At 59.0% G+C, this 14981-nt stretch carries 17 protein-coding genes; 6 read left to right on the forward strand and 11 right to left on the reverse strand.

Annotated elements, in window-relative coordinates; genetic code table 11:
• Positions 1 to 66: 66 nt before the first annotated feature.
• Positions 67 to 1149 carry a methionine ABC transporter ATP-binding protein gene (locus J1W56_RS09400; protein ID WP_223613018.1) on the forward strand — a complete coding sequence of 361 codons (1083 nt, stop codon included), beginning with the start codon at positions 67 to 69 and terminating at the stop codon, positions 1147 to 1149.
• Entirely contained in the window at positions 1130 to 1786 is a 657-nt protein-coding gene (locus tag J1W56_RS09405; RefSeq protein WP_223613019.1) for a methionine ABC transporter permease, read from the forward strand. The genes J1W56_RS09400 and J1W56_RS09405 overlap by 20 nt, the downstream gene beginning before the upstream one ends.
• Here the strand turns inward: J1W56_RS09405 and J1W56_RS09410 are convergent.
• The 6 genes from J1W56_RS09410 to trhA form a co-directional block, all read right to left on the reverse strand.
• Positions 1783 to 3105: an LLM class flavin-dependent oxidoreductase gene (locus J1W56_RS09410; protein WP_223613020.1), complete on the reverse strand. Its 1323-nt coding sequence runs from the start codon at positions 3103 to 3105 to the stop codon at positions 1783 to 1785. The two genes, J1W56_RS09405 and J1W56_RS09410, sit on opposite strands and share 4 nt — an antisense overlap.
• Before the next feature lie 65 nt (positions 3106 to 3170).
• Positions 3171 to 3923 carry an ABC transporter permease gene (locus tag J1W56_RS09415; RefSeq protein ID WP_223613021.1) on the reverse strand — a complete coding sequence of 251 codons (753 nt, stop codon included), beginning with the start codon at positions 3921 to 3923 and terminating at the stop codon, positions 3171 to 3173.
• Positions 3920 to 4861: an ABC transporter ATP-binding protein gene (locus J1W56_RS09420; protein WP_223613022.1), complete on the reverse strand. Its 942-nt coding sequence runs from the start codon at positions 4859 to 4861 to the stop codon at positions 3920 to 3922. Before J1W56_RS09420 ends, J1W56_RS09415 begins: the two co-directional genes overlap by 4 nt.
• A complete protein-coding gene (locus J1W56_RS09425) occupies positions 4858 to 6015 on the reverse strand; it encodes an ABC transporter permease (protein WP_223613023.1) in 1158 nt (385 codons plus the stop codon). The genes J1W56_RS09420 and J1W56_RS09425 overlap by 4 nt, the downstream gene beginning before the upstream one ends.
• Positions 6016 to 6086: 71 nt before the next feature.
• Entirely contained in the window at positions 6087 to 6998 is a 912-nt protein-coding gene (gene osmF / locus J1W56_RS09430; protein WP_223613024.1) for a glycine betaine ABC transporter substrate-binding protein OsmF, read from the reverse strand.
• Between the two features lie 210 nt (positions 6999 to 7208).
• Positions 7209 to 7859, reverse strand: a complete 651-nt coding sequence (gene trhA, locus J1W56_RS09435; protein WP_404928124.1) for a PAQR family membrane homeostasis protein TrhA — start codon at positions 7857 to 7859, stop codon at positions 7209 to 7211.
• 453 nt (positions 7860 to 8312) lie between these two features.
• On the opposite strand from trhA, the gene J1W56_RS09440 reads away from it, so the two are divergent.
• Positions 8313 to 9005, forward strand: a complete 693-nt coding sequence (locus J1W56_RS09440; RefSeq protein ID WP_223613025.1) for an antifreeze protein — start codon at positions 8313 to 8315, stop codon at positions 9003 to 9005.
• Between the two features lie 55 nt (positions 9006 to 9060).
• Here the strand turns inward: J1W56_RS09440 and J1W56_RS09445 are convergent, their stop codons facing one another.
• From J1W56_RS09445 to J1W56_RS09465, 5 genes are all read right to left on the reverse strand, one after another.
• Entirely contained in the window at positions 9061 to 9366 is a 306-nt protein-coding gene (locus J1W56_RS09445) for a hypothetical protein (RefSeq protein WP_223613026.1), read from the reverse strand.
• A 339-nt stretch (positions 9367 to 9705) separates the two neighbouring features.
• On the reverse strand, positions 9706 to 10449 hold the full coding sequence (locus J1W56_RS09450; protein ID WP_223613027.1) for a GGDEF domain-containing protein: 744 nt from the start codon (positions 10447 to 10449) through the stop codon (positions 9706 to 9708).
• A 111-nt stretch (positions 10450 to 10560) separates the two neighbouring features.
• Positions 10561 to 11796: a sensor histidine kinase gene (locus tag J1W56_RS09455; RefSeq protein WP_223613028.1), complete on the reverse strand. Its 1236-nt coding sequence runs from the start codon at positions 11794 to 11796 to the stop codon at positions 10561 to 10563.
• A gap of 2 nt (positions 11797 to 11798) precedes the next feature.
• Complete coding sequence (locus J1W56_RS09460) at positions 11799 to 12416, reverse strand: hypothetical protein (protein ID WP_223613029.1); 618 nt, start codon at positions 12414 to 12416, stop codon at positions 11799 to 11801.
• A gap of 38 nt (positions 12417 to 12454) precedes the next feature.
• Entirely contained in the window at positions 12455 to 13072 is a 618-nt protein-coding gene (locus tag J1W56_RS09465) for a response regulator (protein WP_223613030.1), read from the reverse strand.
• 219 nt (positions 13073 to 13291) lie between these two features.
• Between J1W56_RS09465 and J1W56_RS09470 the strand changes: the two genes are divergently transcribed.
• The 3 genes from J1W56_RS09470 to J1W56_RS09480 all read left to right on the forward strand — a co-directional run bounded on the left by J1W56_RS09470 (position 13292) and on the right by J1W56_RS09480 (position 14979).
• Positions 13292 to 13666 (forward strand): hypothetical protein, encoded by a 375-nt coding sequence (locus tag J1W56_RS09470; protein ID WP_223613031.1) that lies wholly within the window; start codon positions 13292 to 13294, stop codon positions 13664 to 13666.
• A gap of 110 nt (positions 13667 to 13776) precedes the next feature.
• On the forward strand, positions 13777 to 14271 hold the full coding sequence (locus tag J1W56_RS09475) for a hypothetical protein (protein WP_223613032.1): 495 nt from the start codon (positions 13777 to 13779) through the stop codon (positions 14269 to 14271).
• A 117-nt stretch (positions 14272 to 14388) separates the two neighbouring features.
• Complete coding sequence (locus tag J1W56_RS09480; protein WP_223613033.1) at positions 14389 to 14979, forward strand: TetR/AcrR family transcriptional regulator; 591 nt, start codon at positions 14389 to 14391, stop codon at positions 14977 to 14979.
• The last annotated feature ends 2 nt before the right edge of the window (positions 14980 to 14981 follow it).

Raw genomic sequence — 14981 nt, forward strand, 5'->3', positions numbered from 1 at the left:
TATGCCGCGGGTCGCTTTCCCGGTTGAGGCGGGTGTCGTTACGGCATCCCTCCAAGAGGAAAACATATGAACTCGCATGTCTCCGTTCCCGGCCAGACGGGTGCAATCATAGCCGATACGCCGCTTGCCGACGCTGTCGTGCGGCTTGAGAATGTCAAACGGCATTTTGGGGACACACCGGCTTTGGACGGTGTGTCCCTGACCGTCCGCAAGGGTGAAATCCTCGGCATCATCGGCCGCAGCGGCGCGGGGAAGTCGACGCTGATCCGCTGCCTCAACGGGCTGGAACGGCCGGAATCCGGTGCCATTTTTGTCGAGGGCCGGCAGATCATCGGGCTCAGCGAGCGGGAGTTGCAGCCCTTCCGCCGCCGTATCGGCATGATCTTCCAGCACTTCAACCTGCTGTCGGCCAAGACGGTGGAAGAAAATGTGGCGCTGCCGCTGAAGATCGAGGGCCGACCGAGGGCGGAACGTCTCAACCGGGCGCGCGAGCTGCTCGACCTTGTCGGCCTTTCCGACAAGGCAAAGGCCTATCCGTCCTCCCTGTCCGGCGGGCAAAAGCAGCGCGTCGGCATTGCGCGGGCGCTGGCGGCGCGCCCGGCGCTGCTGCTTTCGGACGAAGCGACATCCGCGCTTGATCCCGAGACAACCCGTTCGATTCTTGCGCTGCTGAAGGATATCAACCGCAAGCTCGGCCTCACAATCCTGCTGATTACGCATGAGATGGAAGTGGTCCGCTCCATCGGGGACCGCGTGGCGGTCATCGATGCCGGAAAGATCGTCGAGGAGGGGCCCGTCTGGTCGGTGTTCGCCGATCCGCAGACGGATATCACCAAAAGCCTGCTGGCGGGTATTCGCCCGCAGCTTCCCGCGCATATCGCCGACGCCCTATCGCCGGAACCCGGCGGCGAAGCCGTGCTGGGTGTCGATCTCGCCGGTGCGGCGGCGCAGGGCACCTTGCTGGCCGAGCTGCCACGGCCGTTCCGCCTGCTGCATGGCGGTGTCGATCATGTGCAGGACCAGGCGGTCGCCCGGCTTTATCTTGCAGTTCCGGCAGTGCCTGCCGGTGCTGTCCAGACATTCATTCAATTTCTCGAGGCCCGTTCGGCCCGTGTGGAGGTGCTCGGCTATGTCACCGGTCATGCTTGATCTTCTCGTTCAATCCATCTGGGAAACACTTGTCATGACCGGCGCCTCCGGTCTGATCTCGCTGGCCGCCGGTTTGCCGCTGGGCCTTGCTCTCGTGGCAACGGACCGTGGCGGCATTGCGCCCAATCCCTGGGTCAACAGCGTGCTCGGTGCTGTCATCAACGCCTTCCGGTCCGTGCCCTTCATCATCCTGCTGGTGGCGCTCATCCCGGTGACGCGGCTCATTGTCGGGACGTCCATCGGCACGTGGGCGGCCATCGTGCCGCTGTCCATCGGCGCGACACCCTATTATGCCCGCATTGCCGAGGTCTCGCTGCGGGAAGTCGATCGCGGGCTGATCGAGGCGGTGCGCGCCATGGGTGGCAATCGCTGGGCGATCATCCGTGAAGTGCTGGTGCCCGAAGCGCTGCCGGGCATCGTTGCCGGTTTCACAGTGACGCTGGTCACCCTGATCGGCGCATCGGCCATGGCCGGTGCCATCGGCGCAGGCGGGCTCGGCGATCTGGCCATCCGCTATGGCTACCAGCGCTTTGAAACCTCGATCATGATTGCGGTGGTAATCGTGCTGATTGTCCTCGTCTGCGGCATCCAGTGGGTGGGCGACAGGCTTGTCAAGCGGCTCGATCACCGCATCTAGAAAAAGCGGTTGGCGGGGCGCTGCAGGCCGAGATTTTCGCGCAGCGTCCTGCCTTCATACTCGGTGCGGAAAATACCGCGCCGCTGCAGTTCCGGCACGACCTTTTCGACAAAATCATCAAGACCTTCCGGCAGATAGGGGAACATGACGTTGAAACCGTCGGAGCCTTCCTCCTCAAGCCATTGCTGCATCTCGTCGGCAATGGTTTCCGGCGTGCCGACGAAAGCGAGACCGGCATAGCCGCCCAGCCGCTGCGCCAGCTGGCGCACCGTCAGGTTCTCCCGCCGCGCCAGATTGACCGTGCGTTCGAGGCTGCTCTTGCTGGCATTGGTGTCGGTGATCTCAGGCAACGGCCCATCGGGATCGAAACCCGAGGCATCATGTCCAAGCGCAATCGACAGGGAGCCGACGGCATTGGCATAATGCACAAGACTGTCGAGATGCGCGCGCTTTGCCTTGGCTTCCTCAACCGTATCGCCCACCACGACAAAGGCAGCGGGGAGAATTTTCAACTGATCGCGCGGGCGTCCGATTTTATCCATGCGGGCCCTGATATCGGCATAGAGGCTTTGACCATCGGCAAGACGGGCTGGCGCGGCAAAGACCAGTTCGGCGGTTTCGGCCGCAAGCTGGCGCCCCGGCTCCGATGAGCCCGCCTGCACGATGACCGGCCAACCCTGCACAGGACGGGCAATGTTGAGCGGGCCGCGCACCGAGAGGAATTCGCCCTTGTGGTCGAGCACATGCATGCGCTCCGGGTCGAAATAGATGCCGCTCTCCGAATCGCGGATAAAGGCGTCGTCGGCAAAACTGTCCCACAGCCCCGTAACCACATCGAAGAATTCCCGGGCGCGGCGGTAGCGCTCGTCATGTTCCATGTGGTCCTCCAGCCCGAAATTGAGCGCGGCATCCGGGTTGGAGGTGGTGACGATATTCCAGCCGGCACGTCCGCCGCTGATATGGTCGAGCGAGGCGAAGCGGCGGGCGATGTGATAGGGCTCGTCAAAGGTCGTCGAAGCCGTGGCGATGAGCCCGATATGCTCGGTAGCGCCCGCCAGTGCGGAAAGCAGTGTGAACGGTTCGAAGGATGTCACGGTGTGGCTGCGCTTCAGCGCTTCCACCGGCATGTTCAGCACGGCCAGATGGTCGGCCATGAAGAAGGCGTCAAACTTGCCGCGCTCCAAGGTCTGGGCGAAACGTTTGAGGTGGGTGAAATTGAAGTTGGCATCGGCATAGGCGCCGGGATAACGCCAGGCGCCCGTGTGAATGCTGACGGGCCGCATGAAGGCGCCAAGATGCAGCTTGCGTGTCGTGCTCATCGCATGTCCTTTTACAATCCTGCCTGTGAGGGGAACAGTCTGTGCCTCGTTTGCATATGGGGTGGTCAGCTTTGCTGGAGAAGGCCCATGCGCCGCGAAATGAAACGTTCCATCGCCGACAATCCGTCATAGATCATGACGGCGAGAACACCGACGATCAGACCGCCCTGCAGGACAAAGGAAAGGTTGTTGGATTGCAGCCCGGCAATGATCACTTCGCCCAGCGTTTTGGCGGCAACCGTCGAACCGATGGTGGCCGTCGCCAGATTGATCGTCACGGAGAGGCGTATGCCGGCAAGAATGATCGGCATCGCCAGCGGCAGCTCGACTTTGACAAGCCGCTGCCAGCCGGTCATGCCGACGCCGCGCGCCGCATCGGTGACGGTCGGCGGCAGGGTGGTCAGGCCGGTCAGCGAATTTTCGAAGATCGGCAGCAATCCGTAGAGAAACAGCGCGATCAGTGTGGGTTTTTCACCAAAGCCGACGGCGGGGACAGCAAGGGCGAGCACGGCCACGGGCGGAAATGTCTGGCCGATGTTCACCAGACTGCGGGACAGCGGCAGAAACTCCGCGCCGAAGGGACGCGTGACCAGAATGGCCAGCGCGACGGCCACAATGGTTGCGCCCGCCGTTGCAATGGCAACGGTGCGCAAGTGGAGCAGCGTCAGGGTCAGCAGGCTGCCCTGATTGTAGATCACCGGAGCATTGTTCTGCGTCAGCGGGCGAAAGATGGGTTCAAACCAATCGGGCCGCAGGAGAAACACGATCAGCAGCGCCAGAATGCCGATGCGCAGAATGGTGGGCAGGCGCAGTTTCATGCGGCGGGCCTCGATGCCCGTTTGACCAGGCCATCGACGGTGACCCGGCCGATGGCTTTACCGGCCTCATTGACCACGGGCAGGGCGGGCCGGCCGGACCACAGGAGTTCTGCCAGGGCATCGCGCTGGGTGGCAGAGGCCGGAATGGCTTCGCCCTCGGCTGTGCCGGGTTCCACCGCGTCGCCCGCTGGGCTCAGGGACAGGAAGCGGAACGGCCGGTCGCCGGTGCCGACCAGCGTCGCGACGAAATCCGTTGCGGGATTGGCGAGAATTTCGGCGGGCGTCGCATATTGCAGCAGATTGCCGCCATCCATCACCGCGATCTTGTGGCCGAGATGGATCGCTTCCTCCATGTCATGCGTGACGAGGATGATCGTGGTGCCGAACCGCTTCTGGATGGCGAGCAGGTCCTCCTGCGCCTTCGACCGTATGACGGGATCGAGCGCGCCAAAGGGCTCGTCCATCAACAGGACATTGGGTTCGGCTGCCAGCGCCCGGGCAACGCCGATGCGCTGCTGCTGGCCGCCGGAGAGTTCATGCGGATAGCGCGGGCCGAATGTTTCCGGGTCGAGCTGGAACAGGGCGAGCAGTTCACGCACGCGGGCATCGATTTTGGCCTTGTCCCAGCCGAGAAGTTCAGGAACGACGGCGATATTCTGCGCCACGGTGCGATGCGGGAAAAGGCCATGCCCCTGAATGGCGTAACCGATGCGGCGGCGCAGTTCGTATCCGGGGAGGGTGCGGTTGTCCTCGCCATCGAGCTTGATCACGCCCGCTGTCGGTTCGACCAGCCGGTTGATCATGCGCATCAGCGTTGTCTTGCCCGAGCCCGAAGTGCCGACGATGACGGTGATCGTTCGCGGCTGGACGACCAGCGAGACGTCGTTGACGACCGTTACAGCACCATAGCGCTTGGTGATGTTCTCGATTTCAATCATGCGGATGTCCTCGAGTGAAAGGGGGAACTGAGTTCGACTGCTGCGTCGAGAATGATGGCCGCGGCAAAGGCGAGAAGCACGGTGGGAACGGCCCCGAGCAGAACCAGGTCCATGGCGGTCTGGCCGATGCCCTGAAACACGAAGACACCGAAACCGCCGCCGCCAATCAGCGCAGCTATGGTGGCAAGGCCGATATTCTGCACAAGGACGATGCGCACGCCGGTCAGGATCACGGGAAAGGCCAGGGGAAATTCCACCCGGAACAGGCGCTGCCATTCCGTCATGCCGACACCGCGGGCGGCGTCATTGGCCTGTGGTGGCACGCCGGCCAGACCGACCACGGTGTTGGCCACCACCGGCAGCAGGGAATAGAGAAACAGTGCGACGAAGGCGGGTGCCATGCCGATGCCCTTGATGCCGATTTCCGCAGCACCGGGCACGTGTGCCGCAATCCAGCCGAGCGGGGCGATCAAAATGCCGAACAGAGCGATGGAAGGGATCGTCTGGACGATATTGAGAACGTTCAAAACGACAGCGCGCAGCTTCTGCACCCGGTGACACAGGACGCCAAGCGGTATGCCGACGATCACGGCAGCGGCGAGCGAACCGAGCGCCAGCGTCACATGCTTGCTGGCCTCCGCCCAGAAACTGTCGGCGCGGGCGCTGTATTCCTTGAGAATCGACAACTTGTCCCAGCTTCCGGTGAACAGGACAAAACCGAGGAAGGCCCCGGCCAGAACCAGGACGAGGATGCGGAACGGCGGTGTCGGGCGCAGACGCGTCAGGGCATCCGCCGCAAGCAGGGCGAAGGCAAAGAGCAGCAGCCAGAAGCCCGATGCGGGAGATACGCGCGCGTAGGTGTTGCCAGGCGGTGTCAGATGGTCGGCCGCCGTGCCGATCAGCAGCAGCAGGGCGGCCAGGGCGGCAAAGCTGGCTGCCAGCCGGAGTGTCGAGGGCGTGCGGAACAGTCCAATGAGAACGGCTGCTGCAATGACCGCCAGAAGCGTGGGGCCCGCCCAGGAGGGCAAGGCCGCCAGCAGCGTTTGCGGTTCACCGGCGACGATCCGGTTGGCACGGAACGTGGCGAAGGGTGCCGCCGCCACGGCATATCCGGCGATCAGGGCAATCGCGACACCGAGTTTGTCCAGACGCACGGCATGGCCTCCTTTTCGCCGGAACAGGGTGAGATTCCGATTGGCACACCCTATTCCGGCAAAGAGCGGATTTACTTGAGGAAGCCGTTTTTCTTCAGAAAGTCTTCCGCAACGGCCTTTGCCGGTTCACCGCCAACCTGTACGCGGCCGTTGAGTTCCTGCAGCGTGACAAGATCGAGCTTTTCGAACACTGGCTTCAGCAGGGCTTCGATCTGCGGATGTTCCTTCAGAACCGCTTCGCGAATGATCGGCGCCGGCTGGTAGACCGGTTGAACACCCTTGTCATCCTGAAGAACCACCAGCCCGGATGGCGCAATGCCGCCATCGGTGCCGTAAACCATGGCCGCATTGGCACCGTTGGTCTTGTTGGCCGCAGCAGCAATGGTCGCGGCGGTATCGCCGCCGGAGAGCGTGATCAATTGCTCGGGCTTCAGCTTGAAGCCGTAGGTTGTCTGGAACGCCGGCAGGGCGGCAGCCGAATTGACGAATTCGGAGGAGGCGGCAAGCACCACCGTTCCGCCCTTGGTGACATATTTGCCGAAGTCGGAAAGGGTTGCCAGCTTTTCCGCGTCCGCCACTTCCTTGCGCAGGGCAATGGCCCAGGTATTGTTGGCGGGCGAGGGTGTCAGCCAGACGATCTTGTTGGCATCGTAGTCGAGTTTCTTGGCGGTCTGATAGGCCTTGGCCGCGTCTTTCCAGGCTGGATCATCGGCCTTCTCGAAGAAGAACGCGGCATTGCCGGTATATTCGGGATAGATGTCGATTTCCTTGGCCGTGATCGCCTTGCGCACGATCGGGGTGGCGCCCAGTTGGATTCGATCGGTCGTTGGAATCTTGTTCGCGTTGAGAGCGGCCAGGATAATGTTGCCGAGGACACCGCCTTCGGTATCGATCTTGGAAGAAACAACGACCTGCGCACTGGCAGATCCGAGAGAAAGCGCCAGAGCAAGCGCCACGCCGAGAAAGGTTTTGCTGGTAGACATTCTTTTCGTTCCCTTTGCATATCCCGAGTTGAGGCGACCTTTTAATCACGATTACAGTGATCGGTCCGGGCATTTATTTTCGCGAAAAGATCATGCAACGAAAAATTTGCAGCTTTTCGTTCACCCGTGAGCTTGTCCTATTTCAGGCGATGTCTCAAGCCTGATATGTCAGCATTTATCACCGGAATGGCAGGAGTGTGCCGGGCGGACTCAGGCGACCGCCGTGCATATGGCGGCAAAGTGAATGCTTGCCGCCGTCAGAACGAAGCCGTGCCATATCGCATTGTGAAAGGGCAGCCGTTCCAGCATATGAAAGATGACGCCGAAGGAATAGACGAGGCCGCCGGCGAGGATCAGCCACAAGACCGTGGCGGACAGGGCAATCGTCAGTTCCTGATAGGCGGCAACGCCGCTCCATCCCAGGGCGAGATAGAGAACAATGGAAAGCCTGTCGAACCTGTTGGGCATCAACAGCTTCAACAGGACGCCGGCTATGGCAATCGACCAGACGATGGACAGAAGCCACCACGTGCCGCTCTTGGCCATGAGGGGGGTGTAGGTACCGGCGATCAGCAGATAGATGGCCGAATGGTCAAAGCGCCGCAGAACCCCCTTGGTCGGGGAAATCGGCCATATGTTGTACATCGCCGACAGGGCCATGGAGAGAACGAGGGTCGCCAGATAGATGGCGGTTGCCGCATAGGCGCCGGCGGTTGCTTCCTCCGGAACAAAGGCAAGCAGCAGAATCGATCCGATGATTGCCAGCGTGACACCTGCTATGTGGACGACGCCATCGGCCCACAATTCTGCCACGCTATAGTTGCGGAAGGCGAATACCGGCAGCGGGCGGGGCGAGGAGATGGGCAATGCGGCGTCCTTGATAAAACAGTTTTTCCAGAGATTAGGCGTTTATCCCATATAACAACGAAAGACCGTGCTGCGTAAATGCCGCATAAATGTGTCTCGGCGGCAAGGATCCATTCAGCAACTGCAGATTGATCTGCGCACCTGCGGACGGTTATTCGCAGGCGATTCTTGCGATCTCGTCCGATTGCTTTTTCTCCGGCCATTTTCTTGTTATTTGCCGGACATGTTTGATAAAGTAGTATTTTAACAAAACTCGTTCGTAATCATTTGAAATCTTGTAATAATTTGTCATGTTTGGTGAATATTTTCCCCGAACGATTCTGGTTGGTTACTTCTCAAATTTAAGCCATAATCATTTCATCACATGGGAAGACTATGGGTTCTGGGGAAACCTGTAGTTGGTGACAGTTTCTGAATCTGCACTGTTGAAATTGAGGGAGTTCAAAAATGACTATCACTCGGAATCTCATACTCGCCGGAATTATTGGCGCGGCATCATTTACGGTTGTGCCAGCCTATGCACTGACCGCGAAGGAATGCAGCGTCAAATATCAGGCGGCCAAAACAGCCGGTACGCTCGGCAGCGTGAAGTGGAACGACTTCCGTAAGACCCAGTGCGCCGATGCTTCACCGGCCGCTGCAGCAGCGCCGGCGGCTCCTGCAGCCACGACCAAGCCCGCTGCCAAGGCGACAGCCGCAGCACCCAAGGCCGCCGCTCCAGCCGCTGCAGCCGCACCGGCTGCGACAGGCCTGAGCATGAAAGAGTGCAGTGCCAAGTATCAGGCTGCAAAAACCGCCGGTACACTCGGCAACGTGAAGTGGAATGACTTCCGTAAGACCCAGTGTGCCGCTGGTGCAACGGCAGCTGCTCCTGCCGCTGCCGATGAGACGGCACCAACACCGCAGACGGCGACCTACAAGGATGAACCGCCGGCAGCCACGACCGCTGCTCCAAAGGGCGTCGTTTTCCCGAGCGCCGTTTCCAGCAAATATTCCACCGAAAGCGCCGGCAAGGCCCGCATGCAGACGTGCCTTGAGCAGTATTATGCCAACAAGCAGAACAACACGCTTGGCGGCCTCAAGTGGATCCAGAAGGGCGGCGGCTATTACAGCCTCTGCAATTCCCGCCTGAAGGGCTGATCACGGCAAACCAAAACAGAAAGCGGGATGTATGTCCCGCTTTTTCCTTTTGAGCCTATCGGCTGAAGTCTTTCGCTTTTTCCGTGCCTGCCGGATCGGGCAGGAGCAGTGCGGGACTTTCCTGTGCGCCCGGACTATGCCGGAGAATGTGAACGCGGTTATCCGCATCGCGGTGGATGGAATAGACAAGCTCGCCGTCAAAACGCCTTTCCACCTTCCTGCTCTCGATGCGAAAGCGCAGCGTCAAGGCGACGAGCGCCAGCACGAAGGCGGGCGGGACGATCAGCCACAGAATTTTGAGCCAGTCGGATAGCGACTGGTACGTATCGAACAAATCCTGCCAGAAATTGTAGTTGTCCATGTGCACTCCCTTGTCTCGCGAGGAAAGCGGTCACCCGAGGTTTAGCCTCTGGTGACCGGGGAGTTAGAAAATCGCCAAGAGACGACCGCCACGGCCTTTAAGCCGAAGCTCTGGACATACGCCGGGGCCTCCCCGGCCATAGGGCTGAGGAGGTGCCTTTGCGGTCGACACCGACCGCTCTTGGAAGGAGTTTCTACGCCCCAAGACCGATCCGTTTCGACCGGTCTCATCGCGGACCATAGTGGGAAAATTATGCGGGCGGAAGAGGTTAGGGTGTCTGTTTGTATGTTGATGGCTGCAAAACCTGCACCGGGAACACCTGAACCTGACGAAAATGCCCTAGCCGTAAACCACGCGGTTGCGGCCCTGATGCTTGGCTGAATAGAGATATTTGTCGGCCACCGCCAAGGTTTCCTCGAGCGATTGTCCGGGTTCATGCAGGGCAATGCCGATGCTGACGGTGGTTGGCGTTTTGTCGAGTTCCAGTTCCCGGCCGATGGTGCGGGCTGCAATGAGGATTTTATGCGAGATCCAGTTGGCTCGGCCAAGATCCGCATCGGTCAGAAATACGGTAAATTCCTCGCCGCCGATCCGCGCCGCCAAATCCCGTCCGCCGATGTTCGCCTTGATCACCTGGCCGATCTCATGGATGACCTCGTCGCCGGTGGCATGGCCAAACCGGTCGTTGATTGCTTTGAAATGATCGGCGTCGATGTAGAGGAGGGCCCCGGCACTGTCCATGGGCCTCGATGCGAGAAACAAGCGCTGCGTCTGCAGATAGAATTCCGCCCGGTTGAGAAGCCCGGTCAGATCGTCACGGCGGGATTCCAGATCAAGCTGCGCGGCAAGCTGCTTCAGCTTGAAGTTCAGGCCGATGAGGAATGCACCGAGGGGGAGGCTGACCAGCACAACGATGACGGTGGTGACGCCGACAACGCGATAGGGGGTCTGCAGGCCAATCACGAAAAAGGCCAGGGCAGCCAAAATATCTGACGATATGGTGGCCATGCCAACCATGATCGCGACCTGTCTTAAGGGCGAGAGCGCGCCGAATTTGGTCATCCATAGAGCGTAGATGTTCATCTCATTTGCCGGGCCGGTTGAAAGCAGCCGTATTCAAGCCCGAAACAAATGAAGAAAGCCATGCCCGCTTGTGTTTAATTCGAATTATTCTGTTCGGAAATGCCCAGCATCCTAACTGTCCAGGGCGTAACTGATGCGCACGGTGGTTCCGACATCGGGCGTCGAGGTGATTTTGAACTTGCCGGCCATGGTTTTCACCAGTTCCATGCAGTTGGTCAGTCCGAGACCAAGATGAACGCCTGCCTTGGTTGAAAAGAACGGCTCCTTGGCCTTGGCAAGCGTCGACGGGCTCATGCCGATGCCGTTGTCGGCAACGACCAGTATCAGCCGCGGGCGTTGCAGAAAGCGCCGGTGGATACTGGCCTTGATGGCAATGACGGGGGTGGCGCGGGTGGCGACGGCATTGATCGCATTGCGGACAAGTTCGTCGATGATCAGGTGGAACTGCGATGCCGGAATAAGCGAATTGCGTGCGGCCTGATCGATGTCCAGCTGCAGGTTGACCGCGCTCTTCGACACGATGTCCGCAAGTAATTCGCCCAACGGCACCTTGCGGAACTGCGTCTTGGAGTGCCCGATCATCATCAATCCCTCATTGATGCTTTCAAGCTCGGCAATGGTGTTGCGGGCCGCCGCGGTCATTTCAGAGGACGGAATGGCGTTGTTGCCCACATAGCCGAGAAAGAGGCGCAGGGCGGCAATCCGCGTCCGGGTCATGTGGGCAAACAGGGTGGAGAAAGAGCGGATATGCTGATCCTTGCGCCGCGCCAGAAGGCTGCGCTGATGCATGAGCAATCCCACCAGGATAAGTGCACCGGCGGCGCCCAGGAGCTTGTTTCTGGCGACATCCGCGGCAATTGTTGCGGTTCCCTGAAGGGTGATGCTGTGAGCCAGTGTCGAACCGGCAGTGCGAAAAATGTCCGTTTCGATTGTCTGTATGGTTTTCAGCGCCTTGTCGAACTGGTTTCCCGCCTTGATCTGCGGAACCAGTACGGTGTCCACCGTCGAGATCGTTTTTTGCAGGGCCGCAATATCGGGTGCATCGAGGAACCGGTCGGCATAGTCCAGCTGCTGCAGCGATTTGAGGTTGAAGTTCATGAGCGTGACCTCCGACAGCAGGCGTGGCTCGACTTCACCTGTCCGGGTTGCCAGCGTCAGGTAACCCTTGATGCTGGCAATCTTTTCGCGCGCCTGCGAAGCCCGGACCTGGACCTCGAAGCTCTGGCTCATGATTTCGTTTGACTGGATACGATACGTGTCCGCCCGGATGAATGACCAGCAACACACCAAAGCTGCGCTGATCAGAATGATGTAGAAGAGCGGATCGAGGTATTTATCCAGCTTCATGTTCAGTCAACCGGACGGATCGAGGTAACAAACCAAACCCATATGGTGTTGCGTGCGGGGACGTAAGCTTTCGGAAGCTTGGAGAGTGGCCAGACAATATAAAACGGGCCGCCATCATCGAGCGACAACGGTCTGAAATTCTGATCCTTGGTACAGGCCCCGCTTTGCTTGTCGGCATCGGTACAAGCTCTCTCGATTGCGATGATGGGCGCAAATTCAACAACTTCTTCCATCGTGACTTTTACAATGAAATTGTCGAATGCAGCAACTTCGAGATTGGCTTTGTCGCCGATTTTGTATTTCGCAATCATTTCCTGCAGGGAAGGGCCGCGAAAATGCACCTTTGCCCCGTTGGTCCAAGGCGTTTCCGTGACCAGATCATGCATGGGAAACTGCTGCCTCAGCTGCTCCTGGGTAAAGGTCCCCAGAGGCTTGCCTGACGTGTCCTGCATTTGAATGACCGCAGGGTCGTCATTGGCGAATGCCGTGCCGTACCAGAGCGGCGAACCGATCCACAGTGCCGCGAAAAAGAATGCAAGATATTTCCAGGCGCGCGATGCGCCTTTGTCTTCGTTGGAGATGGCGGCAGGGAAGGGTTCTTCCGACACTGCCTTTGCCATCGATTCTTCAGTTTTTTTAATGTCCAGAGCCAACCCCATTATAACCCCTTTGGTAGGAGCCCGGTTTTTAAAAGCTTTGCGCGTGCTCGCTTGTAGTATTTTTCTGCCGATGCCGCGTCTATATCAAAGCGTTCCCCAAGCTGTTCGTATATTTCCTTGCGGCTGATCCCCGACGGTCTTTGTCGCATCCAGCCGAGTATTTCCTGTTCACGCGGCGTGAGGCCGGAATGGTAAAATTCCGGTGGAGCCGTTGTTTCATTGGACAACCTCACGCTGTAACCCCGTTCTGCAACCTCCTGCAGAACGTCTACGAGGGCTCCCGGCCTTATATTGTTCTTGGCCAGGTAGCCAACCACGCCAAGTTTCTGACAATGCTCCCATTCTTCATCCGTATCGGAACCCGTGACGACAAAATGGATTGCGTCCGGTGAAAGATCGAGGATGACTTGTACAACGTCCAAGCGGTCGTCCTGCGATTTGGGGTCATAGCCGGGCATGCCGGGGTCAATGACCACGAGGTCGAACTGATGCGACTCCAGCAGGTCCAGCGCAATGGTGACATTGGCCGCGCCGTGAACAATGGATGCCGGCAACGCTGCCTGCAATTCATGGATCAGGGCCAGCCTCATGAGGTGTTGATCTTCAATGACCAGCACATGTGTATGCTTGGACGTTTGTTCCGACATCGCTCTCACGCGTACCAACAGTTGCACGCCACTCTGTTCAAATTACAGCAGTTGCGTCTACAGAGTAGTGCGATTTATACAAAGCGCAAAATAGGGACAGGGTTGTCCCTATTTTTCTAAGCACAACCGCATAGTGTTCCGACCGAAACGCGAAACGGTGCATTGAGTTGCATTGAGAGGGTATGCGGCGTGACTTTGGCTATCATTACCATCGATGGTGTCCGGGTTGATCCGACCGAACGCGTTGCTTCGATTGCAACTGTGCTTGAATGGCACAGGCATTCCAGACGTGAATTGCAATGGATTGTCCGGACATGCACCGATCGTGCGGACTCCGAACAGGACAACGCATCGTCAGACCGGCGCCTGGCGGCGGCAACCGACGCGGAACATCGTGCGCGCGTTGCCATGTTGAGGTATCCGGCAAAAACGCTGGAAGAATTTGCGGCGAAGGCACAGCATATCTGTTCTCTTCTGCTGGAGGACGATGACAGTTTGGACAAGTACGAACTGTTTTCAATCCTGCAGAGGCTGATCGCACAACCACAGTCGGAATGCCAGTAAATCGAACCGGTACATGCGGTGCAATTCTGGTCCTGCACGCCTGACAGGACTTCGCATCGCATAGGAAAATGCCTCCTCAAGTGCCTCCATTTTCGAGGGAATTGACCACTATGCCGAGCAATTGGGATAAATCCCAACCTATAGATGCCCATCCGGAAACCGCAAAACTGATCCAGGGTGCGGAAGCGGTCATTCAACAGGAGATCGGACCGCTGGCCGCGCTCTGCGACGCGTTGCGCCTGCGTCTGGATTCGTACCACAGTGCCGCCAATGCGGCTGAGCGTCTCGAGCGATGGCGGCTTGCGGTCGTCCTGCACAGCGAGATCATGGAAGTCTGGAAATCGGCGTTTCTGAATGCACGGGCCGCCGTGGACGCCTATCTCTCCAACTGTGATCTGGGCACTTTTTTCTCCTGCCGCGAAATTCTGGTGGCATCCCTGCATGGGCGCTGCAAGCCATCTGTCGGCATTGCATTGTCGGTGATGCAATTTGAAAGCGAGCGCAACCTGCGCAGATTGGCAGATGCTTCGCCCGATATGGTGACGCACAACGAGCCTGTCGACCGGCGATTCCTTCGGGCGGCGGCTGCGGGCCGGCATCGATAATTTTCGCCCCGATTTCCCCGAGGGGTGCACAAGGCCTGCTGTCCGGCAGGCCTTTTTGCTTTTATGCGCATCATCCGGGTGTTTGACTTTACTAGACGACTGGTCTATTCTTCTGGAATGGGAAAGATCGACACACGCGCCGTACTGATTGAGGAAGGGCTGAAAGCCCTACTTTCGCATGGCTATGAAGGGGCGGGCATCGGCCCCGTGCTCAAATCGGCTGGCGTGCCGAAGGGCTCGTTCTACCATTTCTTCGCCAGCAAGGAGGAATTTGCCTCCGCAGTTCTCGGCTTTTACACCGAGGGCAACCAGATCGTCCGGACGCGGATCCTGGGCGATGAAAGCCAGACGCCGCTTAAACGCCTGCGTGCCTATTTCGAATATTACGAGCAGGAATTCGCCCGGGAGAATCCGATTGGCGGCTGCCTGCTCGGCAACCTCGCCCAATCGATTGCCGCCCACAGCGACGTCCTCCGGCAGGAACTGCACCGGGCTTTTGCCGCGTGGCAACGCGATTTCCAGACGGTTCTGCGGCAGGCGCGCGCGCAGGGCGAATTGCCCGCGCATCTCGATCCCGACGAGACGGCAGCCTTTCTGATCGATGCCTATGAAGGGGCGCTGGTCCGCATGAAGACGGAAGGCAGCATCGCACCGCTCAAGCGGTTCACGACCATGACGCTCGATTGCCTGCTCACAAACCATCCATAGGA

The sequence above is a fragment of the Phyllobacterium calauticae genome (assembly GCF_019991125.1).
Lineage (GTDB): Bacteria > Pseudomonadota > Alphaproteobacteria > Rhizobiales > Rhizobiaceae > Phyllobacterium > Phyllobacterium calauticae.